Here is a 21,345-nt window from a genome sequence, read left to right as displayed (position 1 = left end):
ATACTATGTGAATTATAGAGGAGGTTAAAATATGTCCTACAGTAAAAATAAAAAGAAAAAGGTTATCAAGGTTGATAAACTGATTTTAGAGGCGGATGAGATCGTCGTAATCAAGGAGCAGAAAAAGCATCATGAAGATCCATGGACGCCTTGTCATGTTTATTCTCCAATGAAAAAAGAATCTTCCAGCTGCAAGAAAGAAGTGGTTTATGTAAAACATGAATCTTCCAGCTGCAAGAAAGAAGAATCTTATGTAAAAAAGGTATCTTACAGCTGCAAGAACGAAGAGTCTTCGATGAAAAAAGAATCTTCCTGTTTCTGTGAAAAAGAGTCTTCGTCTTCACCTTTTTCATATGAACATGTTCAGCATGAATCTAGTTTCCATATGAAAGAATCATCTTCCAGCCATGTTTCCTGTAACAAAAAGAAACATAAAAAGCGCAAACATTGCTGCTGCAGATTTTCCTGGATTTAAGCCGGCCATCAAAAAAGAACACAATCGTGTTCTTTTTTGATTCTTTCATAAAGGTTAGTTTTCTTTCATTACTAACAGTTCTTCTCCCTTTTTCCATTCTGCGTATAGAACCTCTTCTGCAGAATTGATTTTCCTTTTTAGCAGCTGTGACCTTAGCCAGTCATCATTCAGTCCTGCCGTTTTTAAATTTTCATTTAAAATTCGGCCATCCAAAATCAAAGTGACAGGAAGAGTCACTTCTTTATCAGGCAAATGCAAGTCATTGCGAGTAGCCGGCACTATATCGGATTTAGGAAGAACGGAGATGGAGCCGTTCGTTTCCAGGATGGCATATTCAATATCTCTTAAGCTGAAGTAGCCTTTCTGGCGGATCAAACTTTGCAGCTGATTAATATCAAGTTTGTTCTTTTTGAGCTGTTTTCGGTCGATGATGCCCTTTCGGACCACGATAGAGGGGGAACCTTCGAGTATGGTACGAAACTTCATCGATTTTTGTGTAAGCATTTCTAAGGAATACATGAGGACTCCCCAAACGCTGATTGCAAAAAGAATCATCCAAATGTGGACATCGGGGTCATACATCGCATTACCGACAAGTTCTCCAAGAATAAGGGCAGAAATAAAGTCAAACGGAGTAAGCTGGGATAATTGGGTCTTTCCTAAGATCTTTGTCAGAAAGAAAAGAGCAAAGAATCCAATGACCATTTCAATTGTAATTGTACCTAGATTCATGACAGCCCCCACAGGTGCGTAATTAAAGTTAGTGTACACCTGTTTGGCTAAATTAATCCGGAAGACATAAAAAAGCATCAAACTGATTCAAGATCAGTTCAATGCTTTTTGCATGGCTACATGCCAAATGCCAGCATCCAGAAATGGTTCCGTTGAAGTTGTGGTATACCCTAATTTTTTATAGAAATCCTCTGCATGGACCTGAGCATATAATGTAACGGACGGATACTTGGACTGTTTTGCTTCTTCTTCCATTTTGTTCATCAGCAGTTCACCCAGCCCTTGTTTGCGATGGCTGGCCAGAATACAGACTCTTTCAATTTTTCCGCCGCTTTCAATGGGCCGCAAACGCCCTGCGCCAATTGGTTTACCATGATCGTAAAGGACAAAATGGGCCGACCTATCTTCGTGCGCGTCAATCTCTTCCTGTTCTGAAACATTCTGTTCTTTTACAAAAACCTGTTTTCGAACGAATAAAGCATCCTTATAGGAGGGATCATTCGTTGAAGATACTTTAACTTCCAAACTTAAACGTCCTTTCCGAGTGTGAAGGTCCTGAATACTTTCCAGCGTTCAGCTTCTTCGTCCATCTTTAAGAGATGAAATTCCGATACAGTTTCTTTGTATTCCATTTCAACCATCTTTAACCGCTCCAGTACATCAGCATGCTCCACATCAGAGAGCTTTTGAGCCAGTGTCAGATGGGGAACAAAATTATAAGGATGTTCATGTTCAAGTGGTCCTTTATAAAGCTGTTCATGCAGGGAGCTAAGTTCATCGTTATTATCGACTTTCAAATAAATGACATTATTGACAGGATGAAAAGAGCTGGCACGAGTAATGTGAATAGGAATTGGAGGAATATTCTTTGCGACTCTTTCAATGTATTCAATGATTTCATCAATTTCAGCATCGCTGGCTTCAAACGGATCTTTAAGTGTAATATGCGGTGCGATAATAGAATAGTGAGGATCATAGCGTTTTCGATATGAATTTATTTTATCTTTGAGTTCTTCGGATGGGAAAATAGCAATACCGTATTTCATTGAAATTTCCTCCCTTATTTTTTACTTAGTATATCAAAAATTCTAACAACTTAACAAATCGAATTATTTGCCGTATATAAATTCTAAAGCAGCTCTAAGGTTTGCTTGCCAGTCAGACCATAGATGATTTCCTTCAAATTCTTCATAACGATAATCAAATCCTTTGTTCAGCAGCCAGTCTGACAACTCTCGGTTTGGAGTTAAAAAATCTTTTGTGGTGCCATCAACCGATGTAAAGCTGTTTTCTGCATTGCCAACAGAATGATAGACCGTGAGCAATTCGTACGCAGTAAAGGAACGGATATCCTCCAGGAACTGTTTACTTACGAACGGAGACTGAACAATGATCTTGCTGAACGTGCGTGGAAATGAGATGCCGCATGTGAGGGATACATAACCTCCCAGCGAATCTCCCAGCAGGCACATACCCGAACCTAATAGGAACGTATTAAACTTTTCGTGAACATAGGAAGGCAGTTCCAGAGACATAAAACGAATATAAGCGTGATGCTTTTCTCCTCTTGGATGATATTTATGATATCTGTCTTCTCCGCGCTTGTGGGATATACCTATGATGACCATTTCTTCTATTTCAGTTTTCTGGATCATTTCATCCGCTAACGATGCAAGACGTCCCAGCTGAAAATAATCAGGCCCGTCCTGTGCGATTAATACAGGATACTTTTTTAGGGTCGTGAACGCCGGAGGCAAGTAGACCAATAAAGTGAGATCCTCTTTCAGTTCTTTGCTATGTATGGTTTCTTCATATACGGTGCCTTGAAAAGTGGACATAAAGATTCTCCTATCATAAAAACAGCGCTTTCATTGTATCCGTTTTATTCTACCATACAGTGGTATAATGTTATCAAGATTTAAGAATTATTCGAGAAAAATTCAAGGAAAATACAGGGGTGAGCCTAATGGCAAAACGAGTGCACAGCCGGGATGTGGAGTCTGCAGCGCGTTCCTTGCTCGCAGAGCGGGGAGTAACTATTCCGGAAATCGCTGAAATTGTGTTTGAAATGCAGTCTCCGTTTTCTCCTCAACTAACGATGACAGAATGTATTGAAAGTGTGGACGCTGTCATTACGAAGCGAGAGATCCAGCACGCACTTCTTGTTGGAATTGAGTTAGATAAACTGGCAGAGAAGAAGATGCTGTCTGAGCCCCTGCAATCTATTGTAGAGATGGATGAAGGTCTATTTGGCGTGGATGAAACCATTGCCCTTGGTGCGGTCTTTGGCTATGGGAGCATCGCCGTCACGACGTTCGGGCACCTCGACAAGTATAAATTAGGCATCATTCGCAAGCTGGATACCAAAACCTCAGAAGGCATCCATACCTTTCTTGACGACCTTGTTGCCAGCATAGCCGCGAACGCTTCGAGCAGGCTGGCTCACCGCCTCAGGGATCAGGAGGAGCGTCTGTCTAAGCAGGAAATAGAACAGCACGATCAAGAAGAAAAGATAGGATAAAAAGGAGCTGTCCCAGCAACGGGGCAGCTTTTTCCCATCACCCATTTTTGCTTTAAGGAAGGACCAAGTATAGCTTATCTACATATGGTAGTAATGTGTAAACTTTATAGAAGGGAAAATGCATATGCAAAATAGAATGTACCCGTATGGTCAAGGGGCGGGTTACGGCTATGGGCAAGGCAGCTATGGGAATCCGAACATGAATCCCAATATCGACTATCCAAACCCCAACGTGAACCCAAACATGAATTATCCCGTCAGCCCCAATATGAATTATCCGGTAAGTCCTAATATGAATGTAAATATCCCGATCAGCCCCAAAATGAAATACCCTAAAGAAGAACAGCCAACCGCAGTAAGTCCGGCAGAGGAGACAAAAGCCAATAATTTTCTAGGGATTTCAGAGACGCTTTCCGTCTGCCCGTGTCCCCCAGGAGAGAACGTGTGGGCTGCCCTCGTGAACCCTGAAGGTTCAGGTGTAGATCTGGCGTTACAGCGAATCACCATCTCTAATATGACCTGCAGCCCGGTAAACGCCCAAATCTATTTTAAGCCCACGCTGCCTTTCAATGGAAGAATGTCAGGGAATGTTACTCCTGCAGACTTGTCGAAAACTCCACCTGCCCGGCCAAAAGGGCAGATTCAGTTTGGTTCGCTTCCTAACTCCCCGGTCAACGGAGTTGTAGCAGCATCGAGAATCATTCCTCCATACAAAAGTATTACCGTCGACCTGGATGGATTATGGGTCATCGCAGCAAGAACAAATGTAATGGTTTTCCTCACTTCTACTTGCGATGACAGCAGCTTGAAATCAACTGTAGCGTTTGAATGGGAAGAAAAGTGATGGTTATAAAATTAGGCCCTTTTTAGGGTCTGTTTTTCTTTTTTTATTAATTTTAAAAAAAGCAGTTGCCAACTAAGTGAAAAATGAGGTATACTTCTATTTGTCCGATACATAATCGCATTGATCCGATAGCTCAGCTGGGAGAGCGCTACCTTGACAGGCGCTACGGGTTTTTTCGCTATTTTTCGAGGATAAACCCGGTGATATCAACGTTGGACTATCGATGACATAGGCGCAGGGTAGCGGTGCTATCTTACGCAGAGTAGCGGTCCATACATACGAATTTCAATCGTCTCTAACGCGGTAAATAACCGATGTGGAGGCGTTTTTTATTATGTCTGAAAGTGAAAAAGAGAGTAAACGCAAAGGTAAACGAGTCAAAGTAAATCGTTCAGAAACGAGTAAAGCAGCTTCGATTAGCGCACTGTTTGAACAGTTTCTTCATATTAAAATAGCCGAGGGACGTGCAGAACGCACTATAGAAAAGTACCGCGGCAATCACACATACTTTATGGAGTATCTGCAGTTAAGAAAGCTCGATCATGATATTCGATTAGTAACTGCTAGTGTAATTCGCGATTATATCGTATGGATGCTTAACGAAAAGGTTAGATTCGATGGACACCGATTTAAAAAAGACGGTGAGAAAACAGTAGGGTTATCGCCTACAACTGTTAATACTCGCGTTAAAACATTGCGGCCATTCTTCCGGTATCTAAAAGAAGAGGGCGCCATTCAAACGGATCCTATGGCGTCTGTAAAGGACGTGAGAGAGCACGAGAGCGATATTACAGTATTAACCGTGGAAGAACTACGCAGACTGCTTAACGCGCCAAACCAGCGCAATTACGACGACTTCAGGGACTATTGCTTGATTAACGTACTGATTGACGGGTTCTTTCGTATTAACGAAGCATTGTCGCTAAGAGAAACCGACATAGACTTCGAAAGTAATATCATTACGGTAAGAGCCAGTATCGCGAAAAGTAGGAAAGCGCGATCTATTCCGGTACAGCCGAGAACGATCCGTTTATTACGTGAGCTAATAAAAGAAAACGAGGACTTCGATTCTGAGTATCTTTTTCTCGCAAACTACGGGGAAAGGCTACAAGCGAATCATTTCCGGAAGCAGCTACGTATATACGCTAAGCAAGCCGGCATAAAGAAACGAGTGCATCCGCATTTAATACGACATACTGCGGCTACTTTGTTTTTAGAGAATGGCGGTTCAGTACGACACTTACAACTATTAATGGGTCACTCTGATTTGCGCCAGGTTATCCGGTACACACACCTATCGAATAAATCACTCGCAGAACAACAGAATCAGTATTCAGTATTAAACGATGTTATCGGTAAACTAAATAAAGAGCGCAAGATACTCAGATAAAAAAGTGTACGTTTTCGGTCACAATAACTAATATATACCTCTATACGTATCTATAACGTGAAGAATAACGGGTAATATAGGGGTATATTGGGCGATCGGTGGCTAACCTCGTATTATGGAGGTGGTTACCATCGAAAAGAAACCGCAGAAACTCGTGCCGACTTCGGAACAGATGCGGAAGATTGCGGCTATATTAAAACCGGAGATGATCGAACTAATAAAGAAGCGTAGAAAGAACGAAGGTAATTAAAGTGTGAGTCCGATGATATGCGCAGCCCTACGATATATTTTCACTTACGATAGGTAAGCGGTGTAACATCGAATTAGGACCAGGTACTAAACGCTGTAACCGTTGAGGCTGTAGGGATTGCGGTATCTGTACGGTACATTACGTTACGTTACGCACATTAAGTACGTACGCAAATCAACAGCAACTCGGCGCTGGCCGGGGACGCCTGTCAAACCGAGGGGTAGTTACGTACCGATACGGGTGTATCACCGGTTATATATGCAGGATATTATGCAACGCTTGACAGACGGTGATCGTTGATACTGCGCCATTTATCCGGTGTATATCCGGGTAGGTAAATACGGTGGGGGTATAGACGGGGTGTATCCGTTGGTACGTATGGGTTCGCCAGTTCTTACGAGTTTGACGTTTTATCAAAAGGTTAAATTCGTTATACAAAAAATGAATGCGATATACATCGCGAAAAATTCGAAAATAAATCCCCCCAAGCCACGCCGTTCGAAATCGCCAAACTGCTGTTTTGAATTAGCGCACAATTTTTTTAACTCACGGGTGTTGACTGCGATTACCTATATATGGTAAGTTTGACGTAACAAAACAAAACGTCAAATTGGAGTGATCGAAATGGCCGGAGAGTTCACGGTTCAACCTATTCGCGATAAGAAGCACATCGAACGTATTAAAAAGGCTTTGCACGGTCGGGATCGGCTGCTATTTATTCTCGGGATAAACTTCGGTCTACGTATTTCCGATTTGCTAACGCTTAAAGTAAAGGATTTACGCGGTAAACGGTACTTAACCATTATCGAATCAAAGACCGGTAAACAGCGTCGTATTGACTTTTCAGATTCCGTTATTCGCGAGGTCAAAACGTTAGAAGGATCACCTGAAGACTACGTATTCGCTTCGCGTGAGGGCGTAAATAAACCAATCTCACGCCAGCAAGCCTGGAATATCATTAACGCAGCTGTCGAACGCGCTGGCTTAACCGAAAAGATCGGAAAGCTAGGTACGCATTCTTTGCGCAAGACATTCGGCTACCACGCCTATAATTCCGGTAAAGGCGTTGATTTATCTTTACTTATGGAAGTCTTCGGTCATTCATCGCAAAAAATTACGTTAAGGTACATCGGAATCCAGGCGGATGATATATCGAAAGTTTACAAGTCGCTCTCATTGTAGGGCGGCTTATTTCGTGTGTTTTTACGTCTATCTGCGTTAAGTTGCGTTAGGGCAAAAAATATGGAATAAAACGGGAACTTAACCGATAATAGATACGTATATACCGTCGAGGGGGAATCGTTAATGAAAAAAGAGGTAGGTTTTGTGGTTATGGGTGCGCTAGTGATCGTAATAGGGCTATGGGCGTATATGTATTATCGCGAGTTTCATAACGCCGGCCACGACGTATCTGCAGCGACTAAAGGAACGGTAATTGAGGACGGAGTAATTAAGTATCGAGGCGCAGAGTGGTCCGGTTCATTTAACGGGCTGAAAACGAAGGTTAATAGCGTTTATCTCGAAAAAGCGGACGACGGCCGCGGTCAGGCGACGATATGGATCACCGTGAAAAATACGACAAAAGACCGCAGTTTTACGACTGAACTCGGGCGTGCAACTGTTATCGCAAACGGATATAACATACCGGATACGTTGTTCCAGGACGATTTTGAAGGCGAGATACAACCGGGCAAAACGATGGACGGCGATCTAGTCGTTAAATTGAGCGAGAAAGACCTTAAAAGCATCAAGCAAATCTTTTTAACCTGGGACCAAACTGATAAAAAGACTATGAAGACCCAAGAAACTACTGCAAAAATTAAATTAAAATAGGCCTCTCATTGCGAGAGGCTTTATTTTTTTTGCCATATTTCCTCTACACTCAACCCCATTACTTCCGCGATTTTAAAAGCGACTGGAAGCGTAGGTAAAGATGTACCTTTTAAAATTAAGGTCAATGTTGCTCTGCTTATACCTGCCTTTTCCGATATATAACCCTTCTTCAAACCTCTTTCTTTTATTAAATCTTCCAGTTTACATTCTATGTCCATAAATATCACCCATGTACAAAATTCAACAAAAATTTGTCATGTCCTTTTTTAAGTTTTTTTGAAAGGATAAGCAACGAGCAAGCCTAAGAAGGAATATACTTTATCGAATACCAACACAGAATTTAAAGTAGAACATTCCGAAATCAATAATAGAAACAGTTAATCGCGCTTCTGGAATGTTCGGGACATTGTAAACTATATTCTCTAAATATATCGCGGGAGGTGGTGTCATGCTTCTCACTATCGGATCAACGATGATAATGGGATACGTCGCGAGTTATTCTTTTCTAAAATCACACGGATCGCCGACAAATGATGCTTCAAAAATTCAAAGGATTTTCGCGAATGCTGGTTGGGTTGGAAAAGAAAAAGGAGAAATTAAGACAATCAGATTGCGCCGTAAGAACAAAATTACGGATGGAATGGAATATGTTTATCAACTTCCGTTAGGGTTTGACCGCAAAAAAGTAGACAGCACGATATTAGAGGACGGTATAAACGTAAGGCAAAAAAGCGGTGTAAAGTTAAAGGATTTTAAACAAGTAAAGCTCAATAAACCCATTATAAAGCAGATTAAAAAGATACTAAATAAAAAGGCGGCTAGAAAAGAAATCGAATTAGACTTTGACGGTATGCTCAAAATTAAGGTCTATAACGCACCTATGCCTAATGAAGTTAAATTCGATGCCGATCGGCTCAAACCGAACACATGGAAAATCCTTGTAGGCAAAAGCCGGCAATCCTTCGTTTATCATGACTTCGAGGATCGACCTCATATCATTGTCGCGGGTGCTACTGGATTCGGTAAGTCGCAGTTTTTAAAATTCCTAATTACTTCTTTAATCGAACAACAACCGGACAACGTAACTTTTACCTTAATCGATTTAAAAGGTGGCGCAGCGTTCCAGCGGTTCAAGGATTTAAAACAGGTCACTCGGTACGCTAAAAACCCGGAGGAAGCGAAAGAGGCGTTAAAGCAAGCGCAAGAAGAAATGAACGGCAGGTACGAGGATATCGTCGAGAGGCAAGGTTTCGAGGATGTAAAAGAGGCAGGCATAAAGAAACGACACTTCGTTATTATCGATGAAGCGGCGGATATATCGAGTGATGCTACGTGTATGGACATCGTTACGGACATCGCTAGGCGTGGTAGGGGCGCAGGTGATCGGTTAGTTTACGCGACGCAGTACCCGACGAATGAAACTCTGCCGTCTCAAGTACGTCAAAATATCGGTGCTCGAATCTGCTTCATTCTCGAAACGACTGCGGCGTCCAAAGCTACGTTAGACGAGAAGGGTGCGGAAGACTTACCGGAAATTCCGGGCAGAGCGATTTATAAACGGGTTAAACAAACGGTTGTACAAACGATATACATTACGAATAAAGAAGTGGAACAGCGGATTAAAGTGCATATTCGACCGAAAGGAGTACCGCATGAACAATCATGTACTACACCAACAGCGGACCGAAAACATCCTCTTATCACTGAAAAAGCTTGATTACCTTTCGCGGTCACAGCTTCAAACCTTACACAACTTGAAAGGCACTCGTAACGCGAATCGGGTATTAAACGGACTCAGCCAGTATCTAACGTCCTTTAGGCACGGACTCGAAAAGGTTTATTGTCTGAATAAGAACGGACGCGAACGGGTGCAGGCGACAGTTATCCGGAAAAAGACCCCGAACATTCAACACTTTTTACTGCGGAATCAATTCTTTATTCATATGAAACGGCCGACAACGTGGGAAAACGAAATTAAAGTAAAGGTCGGTGATATGGCGTTAGTCTGCGATGCGAAATTCGATTATAAAGGCGTTCCGTGTTTTGTGGAAGTTGATGTTAGTCAACCAATGGCGAAGAATGCGTTAAAAATCGATAAATATAAGAAGCTAAAACAAATGACTGGGGATCCTTTCAACATTATTTGGGTGACGGAATTAGAAACCAGAAGGCACAAGTTAACGCAATTATGTGAAGGGTTAGTCGGAAGGGTTTACACATTTAACGAAATCAAATAGGGGGTTAACATCATGAGAACGCAAACTGTAGGCTCAATCAGTCATTTTATGTCCGGTGATTATAAGGTGAAGAGTAATAAAGCGGTGAAACAAGGTTGGTTAGAAAAGGCGGCACTCATCGGAGCAACAGGAACCGCATTAAACATCATAGGCTCACCGATTAAATCATTCGCTGCGGAACCGTGTACCGCGGTAACGACTACGGCACAAGCGATACCAGTCGGCGTAACTGATAAAGCGATGGGTGAAGTGATTGGTGCTATGGCGCATCTATTCGACCCGATCATCGATTTAATGATTGCGATATCCTTTCCGGTAGCTGGCGCGATTATCGTATGGAAGATATTTATGGGGTTCTTCAAGGATAACGCGGACGTGTGGGAGGGCGTAGGCAAGACGGCATTGATTTACTGTCTAATTCAGATGTCGCCGATATTCTTAAAGGTTTTAAAGAGCTTAGGTACTTTAGCAGTCGGTATATAAAAAAAGACGCCCTTTAAACGGGGCGTTTTATTTTTCGTTCTTTTTCACTTCAAACAAATCTTCTATCTTTAAGTCTAACGCGTCTGCAATCGCAAAGAGGTGAGTATCTGTATGCTGCGAGCTTTTATCGAACCTGGATATGGAACCTTGTGGGATTCCGGCTTTCTCACTTAACTGTAACTGAGTTAATTTTCGTTCTTTAAGGATGGACAATAATTTAGGCTTAACCTCGTACTTCATTTTGTCACACCTCCCGTAATTTCATTATACACTATCCTATACCGAATAATAAATATTTTTTTAGAAAATACTATTGACTATTCAATACTGAATATTGTATTATGAGGTCAAGCTAATTAAAACAAAGAAAACGGAGGGGTCAAAAAATGGCATGGCAAATTTTAAGCGCACCGGTAACGGTCGAAAAGGTAACGGTTAAGCTTTACGACGAAACAATCGAAGGATTCGCGGTAGGTTATCACCAAGCGGTTTATCAGTCACACGGAATGGTTTTTCTTACACCGATCATCGAATGGTTCGAAGGCGTAGCAGTAGCTGAAAACTCCGGATTGGTACTCGCGGAAGACTACGACGAAGACTTAACGGCTGCAACCGTTAAGAAATTACACGTGAAACTAAACGGCTTTACCGGCTGGCAACTCATTAACCAAATCGCGCAGAACGTAAGGGAAACGGTGAACTTCGATTTAATGCCAGGACGCAACTAAGACCTGCAAACGCAATTTAAAAGGCGTCCGGTGAATGACCGGTGCATCAGCGGCAAAGGTGCATCGGTACCCGGCTAATTGCGGACATGGCCCGAGGTGGAGCGGCTTAGGCAACCGTTGTGTTTCGGTTCTGGGATATTCGCGGCCATACAAATCTAACTAAAGGGGATGTATGGAGAATGAAAAAAGCTAAGGATATGCGGTCACAACTGCAAAACGAGATAATTGTTCAAAATTTAAAGTTGGTCAATTTATCAAACCACATGAGTAACGACCACGGTTTGTTATCTAAGTTTCTTCTAGGTCATTCTGAAATTGCTTTCTTTAGAGCAGTCAAACTTACGAAATACCTTTTCCCGAATAATTACCGAGAAAAAATATGGGAATGGCGAGATGAATTTATTACACCCCTACAACAGCGCCAGGCGTTAGAATATGCGTCAATTTCCTACGATCTTCGGTTAATGCGGTACATGCTCCATAAACAAAAGAATCACGAGAACAATCTAAACTGCAAATACGGTCAGATTTATGAAATTGTTTATTCCATAATGACCGGTGAGTTAAAAGGCAGAGACATCGCAGAAGCTGTACGCAATAGGAAGTTTAGAGACGAAAATTTGCTCGTGCTCGTTCGGATCCTCGAAGCATATTCAGCGTTCTATGAAGGCCGTTATACTTTGATGTTTGATGTCGCAAAGACGTTAGAGAAACAAGTCCACGCGTTAAGCGACCAGTTTTTCCGCGATTGCTTCATGGTGCGATTATCGGAAATGTTTAGCCACGGTTTTCTACAGCAAAATAACGTCAGGAAAGCCCGTTATTACGCGACAGTGGTTACGCAATTCCCATACGCTACGAAACTCGCATCAAACGCCCATTACGTGTTAGGTATGAGCTTTTTGTTCGAGGACGGAGCGAAGTGTATCGAGCATCTAGAGACTTACCGCGATATGTTGATCGAAGCCGGGGCCGGCGAACACTTACTCGCTTATGCCGTAGAAAACATCGAGTTCGCCAAAGTGACGCTCGGTCACGACATTAAACCGGTCAGCGTGGAAGAAATTGCGCACGTAGCAGCGCTTAAAGGCGACTTAGAGACGACGAAACAATTACTCGCTACCGTGGATCCTTCACCGTTCTGTACGTACCTGATCGGACTAGCCAGCGATGACGTTGACGTACTTTGGACCGCAATGGGTGAGTACTTGGAACAAGGTGACGTATATTTTTCACAGCTACCTAAGCAGCGGTTAGAAGCGCTTGGAGAACGTCAGAGCGCGTTGTCAGCGGTTACTAAACTAAGATGCTCGTAAACTGCGCGTCCTTGCGATGACGTTAAACTCGCCGGCAAGGGGGTGACAAACATGGCGATTTCAGACGGAAACAAACCACCTATCGGAACTTAACGCAAAAACGGTTCCGTAGTGCCGTACACCTTTAGGGACCGCGTAGGTGGGCGGTTCTTTTTTTATGCTTTTTTTCATAAAACTGCGCGAAAAGAGCTCTAAATGCAATGTATTAAGTGAAAGGCTGCGCGACTTCAAAATTCATCTCGTATTTATTAGTGAGGGGGTTAAAACGATCAGACGCGCTGATCGAGTGGTGGCGGCTGCAAACGGCCTTAAAAAACGCGCTACGGGCCTTCTAGGGGCCTTGAAATTGATTGTCGGGTTTACGGTTAGTATTAAAGGTAATAAAAAAAGAATCTGTATCAGTCAGATTCAAGGAAACTGTTATAAAATTTACAGTACAGAAGTTTGTGAAGTAAGTTACTTACTAAAAGTTTGACACCCCCAAAACCGAAAGTTTTTATAGGTCTTTGGAAGTATCTTTTTATGATTATGGTAAACTACGTTCACAAATTAGACACAAACGACGGGACTATAGTCATTTTTTATCCTAATTTTTACCAATTCACAAACTTTTTGAAATGCTATTAGTGAGAGGACTATTGAGATTTTGTGATTAAATTCACAATGTCTGTCTTCTACTTAGTTTTGAACCCAAATCGGTTTTAAGCTATTTTTTGACCGCGTATTTTAGTCACAGGAGCGTTTTAGATGCCTTTTTAATACCTAGGTAGCCTAAAACCCCTTAAACGCGAAAATGAGGCGTCTAGACGGCTTAGAAACGGTCTGAGAAAGGACTAGTACAGCTTGACCATTATTGACCTTTACATTCTTAGCTTATATTAACATCTTAATGCAAAACTGATGGTCTGTCAACAACCAAAAATACAAAATGGAGGATTTAGTATGAGTGAAAAATTCAAGTGTGTTCTAAGTATGAGAGTTGCAAAGGCGTTGGTTTCAAAAAATTATCAGCTTGTCGATATCGAGCCAAGTAAACGGTATCCAGGCAAGTTAGTATTTGTTTTCCGAAATACACCCGAACTCGAAAGCGAATTAGCCAAATTTAAAAGAGAGGCGTGACTCGATTGACAAAACATCCAATAACAAACAACCGAAAAATCTACGCGAAGTTTAACGAGTTGTACATTCAGACGCGAAAAAAGTACCTTGTGCAATTTCCGGATCCAGTTAAGTACGTAACATTAGAAAAAGACCGTACCAACCGATTTATCGTATTGAACGACAGTATGCTCAAGACGCATTTAGACGGCTCACTGACATACGGAATTTTCAACGGTGGTTACTTTAATAAATTCATAACGTTTGACGTCGATTACCAATCACGACCGGCAGCGCGATGGGCCACGTTAAAACTGATTAACACGTTAGTGGAGTCGTTCTCTATTCCGCGTAAAGACATTCACGTAAGCGCTAGCGGAAACAAAGGATATCACGTCGATCTGTTCTTCGGCAAACCTATCGCAGTAAATGAAATCCGGAGCTTTTATGACTTGGTAATTGCGGAAGTAGGGTCGATACCAAACGGTCAAATCGAGTTCCGACCTAGCTGGACACAAGGCGTAAAATTACCGCTTGGTGTTCATCAAAAGACCGGTAATCGATGTTGGTTTTGCGATAACCAAACGTTAGAACCTATAGAAACATTCGATTACATTCTCGATATCAAGCCGATGGATTCCGGAGTCATCACCGATAACGACTTCGACCTTACCGACAAACAAGCGGAAGAGTTCGAGATAATCGCGCGAGAAACTAATATCAACGTTAATGTAATCGACCAATCTGCAGCACTTCAAAAAGCACGCCGAATTATTGAGGCCGGCCGACTAACCGAAAGCAACACGCGGCACAATACAACGTTTACGCTCGCTTGTTTCTACAATTCGCAAGGATTTGAACGGGACGAAGCGGTCGATGCGATCATGGAAATCCTGCACGCCACACCTCTCGAATATTTCAGCAAAGGAAGTACGCCGGAGCACTGGTTAAAAGAAACGAATAGGCTCGTAGATTACGTGATTGCTAATGACTTCACGGTGGGCAACGCAGAAAAAACGGTCACGATATATAAATCGGAAATACTGGCCGTTTTACAATGCGGAACGTTTAAGCAGAAACAAATGCTTTACGCGATGCTTGTTACCAGTAAACGTTATGGACCGACGTTTTATCTTACGGGCAGCACCGCGATGAAAATGATCGGTACTAACTCGCGCGACACTGTTAATAACGCAATTAAAACGCTCGTAAAGAAAGGTTATGTGGAGTACCGGCGCAAAGGTGAGCTCGATAAAGCGCGGTCACTCGAAACGGGGCAAGTCCGACACAAGCCGAATAAGTACCGGTTACTACTTGACGAAATCCAAGACGGCGAGCCGAGTGTCGAGGCGACCAATGAGCAATCGATTATAGACGTAGCTAGGGAGTTATGCGAAGTAAAAGAGATTAAACGTTATGTAAAACGCCGGGAATATGACAATCGATGGGCCAACTAGGCCAGTCTTTAACCATCTTTACACCTATTCAGATAAATATATTAGTTATTGTGACCGAAAACGTACACTCTTAAACAACCAAAACAACCAAAAGGGGATAGAACTATGACAACCAAAACGACTTATAAAGAGCCAGGCTCCGGAGCTGTTGAATACGCAAAGACATTTACGGAAGGTATGTCCAGAAGTGAGGCGGCTGTAGTTATTACGCAGTTATTAGGTGGTGAACTGCATGATGTTGATGACAACCGTGTTAAAAGCTGTGATTATTGCGGTTATTTCTGGCGTGATAACAGTTTGAGAAACACAAAAAAGACTTGTTCTGACGAATGCAAGCGAAATCTAAAAACAATGCAGCGCCGAGAACAACGTGCAAATAAAGAACTATTAAACCCGACTCCTAAAGAAAAGAAACATACATTAATGGACGATTATATTTGGTGGTTAGAATATCCGTTTTGGATTAATGAATATTCGATGATTAAAATCGGTTGGAAGCACGAAAGGCCATCAGGAGTTGCTTTAATGGATTATATCGAGGCTAAAAACACTATATATGGAGAGGGGAATCGGAAAATTTCGAAAAAAACTGTAGAGTACCATGGTGATAAACGCGATCAACTTTAAGTGGCGACAAAAAGGTATAGGTGAGAAGGGGCAAACAAGCCTCTTTAAGGTATTTTTTTGAGAACCTAATAATAATAAGGAGGATTAGTATGGATAAAGAAATGGTAAAAGCCATCCGACTTTACTTGAATAAGACTCAAGCGGACTTCGCTGAATTTTTAGGCGTATCAGTTTCTTATATTGGCCGTGTTGAAATTGGCGATTTAAGAGTTAACCCTAAATTAAAAGCGAAAATCATATCCAGGTTTGATATGAATGACGATTTTTTCGCATTTTACGAAACAATGCGCAGAATAACCTAATTATATACTAAATGTAAATAGCAAAAATGTCAAGCACAGATTTGGGGGTAGATGAGTGAACATCGCAGAAGTACGCCAATATTTAAAAGCGGTGGATGACGTTGGAACTTATGAAGTACGTATGGAAATATACGATGACTATGACCAAATGATTTACACAAAGGACCTAACTTACACAAATAGCCATGCAGTCTATTGCGGGTATAAATCGATCATGTTCATTGTAGGCTTATTACCTCGACACGGGTTTTTAACCTTCGACTTATGTACCAATGTAAGGCCGATCGCAAGTGAATTAAAAGGCGGTTTTAACAAAAATACAAGCCTGGTAATGGCATTAAAAAATCGAATGGAAGTTAATAAAGTCCACTGTGAAAGCGTTAATTTAATCGACTAAAAAGTAAGGGAGACTGAGACAGATGAAAACTGAGAAAAGATGCATAAAATGCGAAAAGGTAAAGAGTTTAAAGGAGTTTCATAAAAGCAGTTCTTGTAAGGATGGCCGGATGGGAGTTTGCGCAGATTGCCGTAAGACACAGCGCAAGGAAAGTGGCTTTCAATTCAAACAGCGTTTTTATCACATCCGCAACAAAATGAAGACTCTAGGCGCTACAGATACACTAACCTTCGAGCAGTATAGCGAGGTAGCAACAGCAAAAGAATGTACCTACTGCGGAAGGCACCGGAAGGATAGCGAGACATTCCACATTGAACACGTTTTAAGTCCAACGTTAGGTTATCCGAACAGCCGAGCTAATATCGTTGCTAGCTGCGGAAAGTGTAATTACTCAAAACATAATCACGATGTACTTTCGTTTTACGAGCGCTCTAAACACTTTACCGAGGACCTATTTCAAGAGTTTTTAAAGGACTTCGCTGCGAGAAACGGACACACTGCGGAAGACATGCTCGACATGTTGAAGCATCATCAAGCCGGAGAAAAGATGGTCAGAGAGCGCAAAGCCCAAAGAAAAGCGGCTCGTAAGGTCGGTGCGTAAAATGCCTCGAAAAACTAGGCGACAAGTAACTGCCGGTGATCCTGTGAACATCCGAAAGAAATTATCAAATAAGCGATTTGGTCGCGCGATAAGAAGAATCGAAGGGGAGTGCGCTAGTGGCACGGAACAGCTCAGGCAAAGTACGTCAATCGAATATGAGTCAGAGGCAACAACGGAGACTGGAGAGGAAAAAGAAAAACGGTAATCCACGGAAAGACCTTTTTAACTGGACAGATAGAGTTATGAAGAAATTGCGGGAGGCTGGTCAATGAGAAAATGCGTAATTACGCAAAAAGTAAAAGTAGCAAGGTGTATGGTTTATCTTGCCGTTATTAAAATAGTTGACTGCGAAACTGGTGAAGTAAAAAAGGAAATCGAAAAAGAGTACCCAAAGCGCAGTCGCGGCTTTGTAAGAGATGCGAGCCTAGAGTTAGCGTTGGAGGCAGCGCGAGAGCTTGGTTATGACCATGTACAAGAAATAGAGTCAACCGAGGGTGAAATTTACAAGGAATTACTATAAACAACAAAAAAGGGAGAGATTTATAATGGCGAAAATCAAAAAATCAGCGAGGAAATTTTATGAAGAAGCAAGGGAAGTACAAGGAGCATCATCTCAGGTTATCAGGGAGTTTCAAAGTCTGATTAAACCAGAATTGAGCAGTATTGAACGTGATCCTAATTTATCGCCGACAGGTAAGAAAGCGAAAATGGATGAGTTGAAAAAAGAATACGGTATTCGTATTTTACAACAAGCTAATACAATGAAACAAAAGTACTTAACAAAACTGGAAAAGGCTCGTGTATCTGCGGACGCAACAATTCACGCGGGACTAAAGAAACCAGATGACGAAATGGTTAATCGGTTCAATAAGTCGTTTAATCAATTGAAAGTCGAGTTAATGTTGACGCCTAGAGCTGAGACCGCAAAACAAAAACTAACTGAGTTTATGGCCGGTATTCAAGAGCCATACTTCGCGAATCAAATCAGGGAATCGTTTGCGGACGTCGCTGGCAATATATTAAGCGCAGCTGGTCCGGAGAAAGCGAAATATCAAATGGAGTTAGCGCAGTTATTCGAGAAACTCGAAAGTGACCATTCTACTCCGGAAGTTGCAGAAGCTCGCGAGGTTCTTAGGTACGTAGAGCAAGCGCAAGCATCTCCGACCTTATTCGGTGGGTTCATTGCTGCAGACGCGGTTACTGGATTAGTCGGAAAGGAATACGCCGATCATCTTAATTCTCCGGAAGCCTGGTTTGCGCAGCAAGAAAACGCGGAACACAAGCCGGCTGACTTCGTTGATACCGATTCGGACTTCGAAGAGACGGAAGAGCAAGCACCAAAAGTAGTTGAAATGAGTTTAGAAGAAGCATTTAGACAACATAGCAGACGTTAAATATAGGGCGGCCTCCGGGCCGTTCTTTTATTTTAAGGAAAAGAGGTGAAAGAGATGAAAATTTACTACGACAAAACCACCGGTGACGTGTTATTAAAACGCGAGGAAGCCCCGGTATTTCACGTTGAAACTACGGTCGAGCAAGATATCGCCACGTTTAAAGTTCTAACGAAGCGTGACCGAAGTACATTCGACGTCATGGAATTACCGGCAGGTAAGTACGCGCAAGATTTTGCGGAGTGTACCGGGTTTAAGGTGGATCCTGTAATGAAGAAGTTGATATTTGCGTATGGCGGCGATTATATGACGCCGTTAAGCGAGCAAATTGAGGAAATGCGTGTTTATGCGCAATTACTAAGTGACGATATACAAAATCTAAAACAAAGCATAAGCGAATTCTAAAAAGGTGGTAGTAAAAATGGAAACTGAATTGTTGAAGTATTTTTTGACACAAGGACCATTCGCGATTTTATTCGTATGGTTATTCTTGCGAAATGAAAAGCGGAATGATGAACGTGAGGCGAAGAGTTTGGAGCGCGAAACGAAGTATCAATCGTTACTCGAGCGCATGACTGAGAAATATGACGATATCATTATGGACCTAAAGGACATTAAACACCGTTTAAAGTAAAAGGCGCATACGAGATAGCCGGAAGCCACCGTATAACGCCCATACTTATTATAGCGATTCCAGCGTTTAAACACAACGTTGGAGTCGTTTTTACTTGGGAGGAGGTGAAACGAAATGAATAAACTCGATAAATTTAGCGATTACATGGCGCTATTTGACCGTATCTTTGCCGGGCACCAAGCGACTAAATCCGAAATGGACGGTTATATCCGATTGAAAAACGAATTCAAGCGTAGTGATGACCCGGACTATCGATTGTTAGGCGTAAAGATGAACGACTTATACCGTGAAATGTCGGAGTATTTTGCGCTCAAGAAATACTACGGTGAGTTGCAAAAACCGGTAAGAAAGCAAGTTAAGATAATGCTCGCGATTATGGAAACGATCGAACGCGTGGCAACACGAATAAAAGAAGAAGGGAGAGAGGTATAATGGCATTTGACCTCAAGGCAGTTATTAGACTCAATGACCAATTTAGCCGTCCAATGCGGCAGATCCAAAGGCAAACCGAAACCATGAATAAAATGACTCAGCGCACAACAAGCTCAATGAGTAAAATGCAATCTAGAGGTACTTCAGCGTTCAGTAAGATTGCGTCGGCTTCAAAGGCGGTAGCTGGACCATTGGCGGCCGTAGCGGGTGGATTCGCTGCAGCCCAAGGAGCAGCAAAATTATTTAACGCAACGGTCGGAGAGGCTGCGAAATTGGAATTGGCGCAAGTTCAAGTTTCTGCGTTATTCCAGAAGAATACGAAAGCGGCCGAAAAGTTCTTTAAATTCTTGAATAAAGCCGGCGCAGATTCGATGTTTTCTCAAGAAGACTTTTTCGGGGCAGGTAAAGCGTATGTACCGTTAACTAAATCGGTAAAACAACTTGAATATGCGGTAAAGATTACCGAAAGATTAGCGGCATCAAATCCGCTCGAAGGAATGGAGGGTGCGGCTTTTTCTATTCGTGAGGCGTTGTCCGGCGACCTGGTATCGCTATCTGAGCGTTTTAACTTACCGAAGAAGATGTTAGCCAGCGTTAAAAGCGCCGGTACGCTACAAGGTAAACTCCAGGCATTAGATAAAGTCCTTGCGACGATGGGATACAATCAGTCATTCCTCAATAAGGTAAACGAAACCGGACTCATTAAGTGGCAAAAGCTGATTGACACCGTAAAGTTAAAACTAGCCAGCTTCGGTAAAGCGGGACTCGAGGCAGCTAAACCGGTAATCGATCAACTAACGCGAATGGCAAACTCGAAAGCCTTCGAGCTTTTCGGTCAGAAACTTAGCGCCGGCATCGCTGCGGGCTTTAAAGGTTTGGAATCGGCTATCGCGTGGGCGGAAAACTACATTAATACCCACTTCATAAATAATCCAAAGTTCTATAAGTTACCGGACATTAAAACCAAAATCAAGTTCGTAATCGAGGACATCTGGAGCACGTTTATGGCGTGGTTTAACCGTGAAGGTGCTGGTAAGATTGCGAGTATGTCGAGGAAGATCATCGAGTCAGCGGCTAGGCAGTTGGAAGCGGCTTCTCCAGTTATCGCTAGTGCTGCGGTAAGAATCGGTTCAGACATCGGTAAGGCTATCTTCAGCGGTGCGAAGAACTACCTTACGAGCCATCCGATAGAAGCAACGATTAAAGTTATCAAGCCAGCGGCATCGTTAATCAGGAATATGCTACCTCAAAACATCGGACGAAATGCCGTTAACTGGGGCGTTAAAGAAGGACTACACAGTTTATTCGGCGGTAAAGGTAAGTCGCATGCCGGAGGCTTGTCAAATGTTCCCTACAATGGTTACAGCGCTACCCTTCATAAGGGCGAACGCGTTCTTACACCGGAAGAAAATAAGGCATACTCAAACCGAAAAGGGCCAGGCGGCGGTGGCGTCGTTATTCAGAACATCTCAATTACCGCCGGGCCAACAGATAAACATACCGTAAAGAAACTAATGGATGCCTTTGCTGACGAATTAGAAAACGCAGGTTGGAACGGAGCAGCCGTCGGTTAATAAAATCGTTCGACAATTGCAGG

The 21,345-nt window shown here is 42.5% G+C and carries 30 protein-coding genes; 24 read left to right on the top strand and 6 right to left on the bottom strand.

Translation table 11 applies throughout. The annotated features are described in order from the left end of the window. Positions 1-31: 31 nt before the first annotated feature. Positions 32-475, top strand: a complete 444-nt coding sequence (locus QYF49_RS11640; RefSeq protein ID WP_290399758.1) for a hypothetical protein — start codon at positions 32-34, stop codon at positions 473-475. 54 nt (positions 476-529) lie between these two features. On the opposite strand, the gene QYF49_RS11635 is transcribed toward QYF49_RS11640, so the two are convergent. The 4 genes from QYF49_RS11635 to QYF49_RS11620 all read right to left on the bottom strand — a co-directional run bounded on the left by QYF49_RS11635 (position 530) and on the right by QYF49_RS11620 (position 3,045). Further along, positions 530-1,207 (bottom strand): YetF domain-containing protein, encoded by a 678-nt coding sequence (locus QYF49_RS11635; protein WP_290399757.1) that lies wholly within the window; start codon positions 1,205-1,207, stop codon positions 530-532. Between the two features lie 93 nt (positions 1,208-1,300). Beyond that, on the bottom strand, positions 1,301-1,732 hold the full coding sequence (locus QYF49_RS11630; RefSeq protein WP_290399756.1) for a GNAT family N-acetyltransferase: 432 nt from the start codon (positions 1,730-1,732) through the stop codon (positions 1,301-1,303). 2 nt (positions 1,733-1,734) lie between these two features. Beyond that, complete coding sequence (locus QYF49_RS11625) at positions 1,735-2,253, bottom strand: 2'-5' RNA ligase family protein (protein WP_290399755.1); 519 nt, start codon at positions 2,251-2,253, stop codon at positions 1,735-1,737. 63 nt (positions 2,254-2,316) lie between these two features. Further along, entirely contained in the window at positions 2,317-3,045 is a 729-nt protein-coding gene (locus tag QYF49_RS11620; protein WP_290399754.1) for an alpha/beta hydrolase, read from the bottom strand. A gap of 128 nt (positions 3,046-3,173) precedes the next feature. Here QYF49_RS11620 and QYF49_RS11615 point away from each other — a divergent pair, with 128 nt between their 5' ends. The 6 genes from QYF49_RS11615 (at position 3,174) to QYF49_RS11590 (ending at position 8,045) form a co-directional block, all read left to right on the top strand. Continuing rightward, complete coding sequence (locus tag QYF49_RS11615; RefSeq protein ID WP_290399753.1) at positions 3,174-3,728, top strand: phosphatidylglycerophosphatase A family protein; 555 nt, start codon at positions 3,174-3,176, stop codon at positions 3,726-3,728. Between the two features lie 124 nt (positions 3,729-3,852). After that, positions 3,853-4,572 carry a DUF6143 family protein gene (locus QYF49_RS11610; protein ID WP_290399752.1) on the top strand — a complete coding sequence of 240 codons (720 nt, stop codon included), beginning with the start codon at positions 3,853-3,855 and terminating at the stop codon, positions 4,570-4,572. Positions 4,573-4,906: 334 nt separating this feature from the next. Further along, on the top strand, positions 4,907-5,962 hold the full coding sequence (locus tag QYF49_RS11605) for a tyrosine-type recombinase/integrase (protein ID WP_290399751.1): 1,056 nt from the start codon (positions 4,907-4,909) through the stop codon (positions 5,960-5,962). Between the two features lie 87 nt (positions 5,963-6,049). Continuing rightward, positions 6,050-6,193: a hypothetical protein gene (locus tag QYF49_RS11600; RefSeq protein WP_290399750.1), complete on the top strand. Its 144-nt coding sequence runs from the start codon at positions 6,050-6,052 to the stop codon at positions 6,191-6,193. 643 nt (positions 6,194-6,836) lie between these two features. Then, on the top strand, positions 6,837-7,394 hold the full coding sequence (locus QYF49_RS11595) for a site-specific integrase (protein ID WP_290399749.1): 558 nt from the start codon (positions 6,837-6,839) through the stop codon (positions 7,392-7,394). Positions 7,395-7,517: 123 nt separating this feature from the next. Then, positions 7,518-8,045, top strand: coding sequence for a hypothetical protein (locus QYF49_RS11590; protein WP_290399748.1), 528 nt, complete (start codon positions 7,518-7,520; stop codon positions 8,043-8,045). 20 nt (positions 8,046-8,065) lie between these two features. Here QYF49_RS11590 and QYF49_RS11585 read toward each other — a convergent pair whose 3' ends face one another. Then, entirely contained in the window at positions 8,066-8,263 is a 198-nt protein-coding gene (locus tag QYF49_RS11585) for a helix-turn-helix transcriptional regulator (protein WP_290399747.1), read from the bottom strand. Positions 8,264-8,493: 230 nt separating this feature from the next. Here QYF49_RS11585 and QYF49_RS11580 point away from each other — a divergent pair, with 230 nt between their 5' ends. The 3 genes from QYF49_RS11580 to QYF49_RS11570 all read left to right on the top strand — a co-directional run bounded on the left by QYF49_RS11580 (position 8,494) and on the right by QYF49_RS11570 (position 10,765). Next, positions 8,494-9,762, top strand: a complete 1,269-nt coding sequence (locus QYF49_RS11580) for an FtsK/SpoIIIE domain-containing protein (RefSeq protein ID WP_290399746.1) — start codon at positions 8,494-8,496, stop codon at positions 9,760-9,762. After that, positions 9,698-10,282, top strand: coding sequence for a replication-relaxation family protein (locus QYF49_RS11575; protein ID WP_290399745.1), 585 nt, complete (start codon positions 9,698-9,700; stop codon positions 10,280-10,282). The genes QYF49_RS11580 and QYF49_RS11575 overlap by 65 nt, the downstream gene beginning before the upstream one ends. Before the next feature lie 84 nt (positions 10,283-10,366). Then, on the top strand, positions 10,367-10,765 hold the full coding sequence (locus QYF49_RS11570) for a hypothetical protein (RefSeq protein ID WP_290399744.1): 399 nt from the start codon (positions 10,367-10,369) through the stop codon (positions 10,763-10,765). 27 nt (positions 10,766-10,792) lie between these two features. Here the strand turns inward: QYF49_RS11570 and QYF49_RS11565 are convergent, their stop codons facing one another. Continuing rightward, positions 10,793-11,005: a helix-turn-helix transcriptional regulator gene (locus QYF49_RS11565; protein WP_290399743.1), complete on the bottom strand. Its 213-nt coding sequence runs from the start codon at positions 11,003-11,005 to the stop codon at positions 10,793-10,795. A 146-nt stretch (positions 11,006-11,151) separates the two neighbouring features. Here QYF49_RS11565 and QYF49_RS11560 point away from each other — a divergent pair, with 146 nt between their 5' ends. The 14 genes from QYF49_RS11560 to QYF49_RS11495 all read left to right on the top strand — a co-directional run bounded on the left by QYF49_RS11560 (position 11,152) and on the right by QYF49_RS11495 (position 21,322). Beyond that, positions 11,152-11,493, top strand: a complete 342-nt coding sequence (locus QYF49_RS11560; protein ID WP_290399742.1) for a hypothetical protein — start codon at positions 11,152-11,154, stop codon at positions 11,491-11,493. A 179-nt stretch (positions 11,494-11,672) separates the two neighbouring features. Next, positions 11,673-12,809, top strand: coding sequence for an AimR family lysis-lysogeny pheromone receptor (locus QYF49_RS11555; protein WP_290399741.1), 1,137 nt, complete (start codon positions 11,673-11,675; stop codon positions 12,807-12,809). 942 nt (positions 12,810-13,751) lie between these two features. Beyond that, positions 13,752-13,928 (top strand): hypothetical protein, encoded by a 177-nt coding sequence (locus QYF49_RS11550; protein WP_290399740.1) that lies wholly within the window; start codon positions 13,752-13,754, stop codon positions 13,926-13,928. Positions 13,929-13,933: 5 nt separating this feature from the next. Beyond that, positions 13,934-15,364, top strand: a complete 1,431-nt coding sequence (locus tag QYF49_RS11545) for a TOTE conflict system archaeo-eukaryotic primase domain-containing protein (RefSeq protein WP_290399739.1) — start codon at positions 13,934-13,936, stop codon at positions 15,362-15,364. A 105-nt stretch (positions 15,365-15,469) separates the two neighbouring features. Next, complete coding sequence (locus tag QYF49_RS11540; RefSeq protein ID WP_290399738.1) at positions 15,470-15,991, top strand: hypothetical protein; 522 nt, start codon at positions 15,470-15,472, stop codon at positions 15,989-15,991. An 89-nt stretch (positions 15,992-16,080) separates the two neighbouring features. Next, positions 16,081-16,293: a helix-turn-helix domain-containing protein gene (locus QYF49_RS11535; RefSeq protein ID WP_290399737.1), complete on the top strand. Its 213-nt coding sequence runs from the start codon at positions 16,081-16,083 to the stop codon at positions 16,291-16,293. A gap of 55 nt (positions 16,294-16,348) precedes the next feature. Then, the gene (locus QYF49_RS11530) at positions 16,349-16,690 is read left to right on the top strand and encodes a hypothetical protein (RefSeq protein ID WP_290399736.1); all 342 of its coding nucleotides are present in this window, start codon (positions 16,349-16,351) and stop codon (positions 16,688-16,690) included. A 22-nt stretch (positions 16,691-16,712) separates the two neighbouring features. Further along, positions 16,713-17,291 (top strand): HNH endonuclease signature motif containing protein, encoded by a 579-nt coding sequence (locus tag QYF49_RS11525; RefSeq protein WP_290399735.1) that lies wholly within the window; start codon positions 16,713-16,715, stop codon positions 17,289-17,291. 268 nt (positions 17,292-17,559) lie between these two features. Further along, a complete protein-coding gene (locus tag QYF49_RS11520; protein WP_290399734.1) occupies positions 17,560-17,811 on the top strand; it encodes a hypothetical protein in 252 nt (83 codons plus the stop codon). A 25-nt stretch (positions 17,812-17,836) separates the two neighbouring features. Continuing rightward, positions 17,837-18,685, top strand: coding sequence for a hypothetical protein (locus tag QYF49_RS11515; RefSeq protein ID WP_290399733.1), 849 nt, complete (start codon positions 17,837-17,839; stop codon positions 18,683-18,685). Between the two features lie 54 nt (positions 18,686-18,739). After that, the gene (locus QYF49_RS11510; protein WP_290399732.1) at positions 18,740-19,087 is read left to right on the top strand and encodes a hypothetical protein; all 348 of its coding nucleotides are present in this window, start codon (positions 18,740-18,742) and stop codon (positions 19,085-19,087) included. A 16-nt stretch (positions 19,088-19,103) separates the two neighbouring features. Then, positions 19,104-19,316 (top strand): BhlA/UviB family holin-like peptide, encoded by a 213-nt coding sequence (locus QYF49_RS11505; protein WP_290399731.1) that lies wholly within the window; start codon positions 19,104-19,106, stop codon positions 19,314-19,316. A gap of 114 nt (positions 19,317-19,430) precedes the next feature. After that, the gene (locus tag QYF49_RS11500) at positions 19,431-19,748 is read left to right on the top strand and encodes a hypothetical protein (protein ID WP_290399730.1); all 318 of its coding nucleotides are present in this window, start codon (positions 19,431-19,433) and stop codon (positions 19,746-19,748) included. After that, entirely contained in the window at positions 19,748-21,322 is a 1,575-nt protein-coding gene (locus tag QYF49_RS11495; RefSeq protein ID WP_290399729.1) for a hypothetical protein, read from the top strand. Before QYF49_RS11500 ends, QYF49_RS11495 begins: the two co-directional genes overlap by 1 nt. The last annotated feature ends 23 nt before the right edge of the window (positions 21,323-21,345 follow it).

Source organism: Fictibacillus terranigra (genome assembly GCF_030412265.1).
Lineage (GTDB): Bacteria > Bacillota > Bacilli > Bacillales > Fictibacillaceae > Fictibacillus_C > Fictibacillus_C terrinigri.
This window is presented reverse-complemented; position numbering and strand designations above follow the sequence as displayed.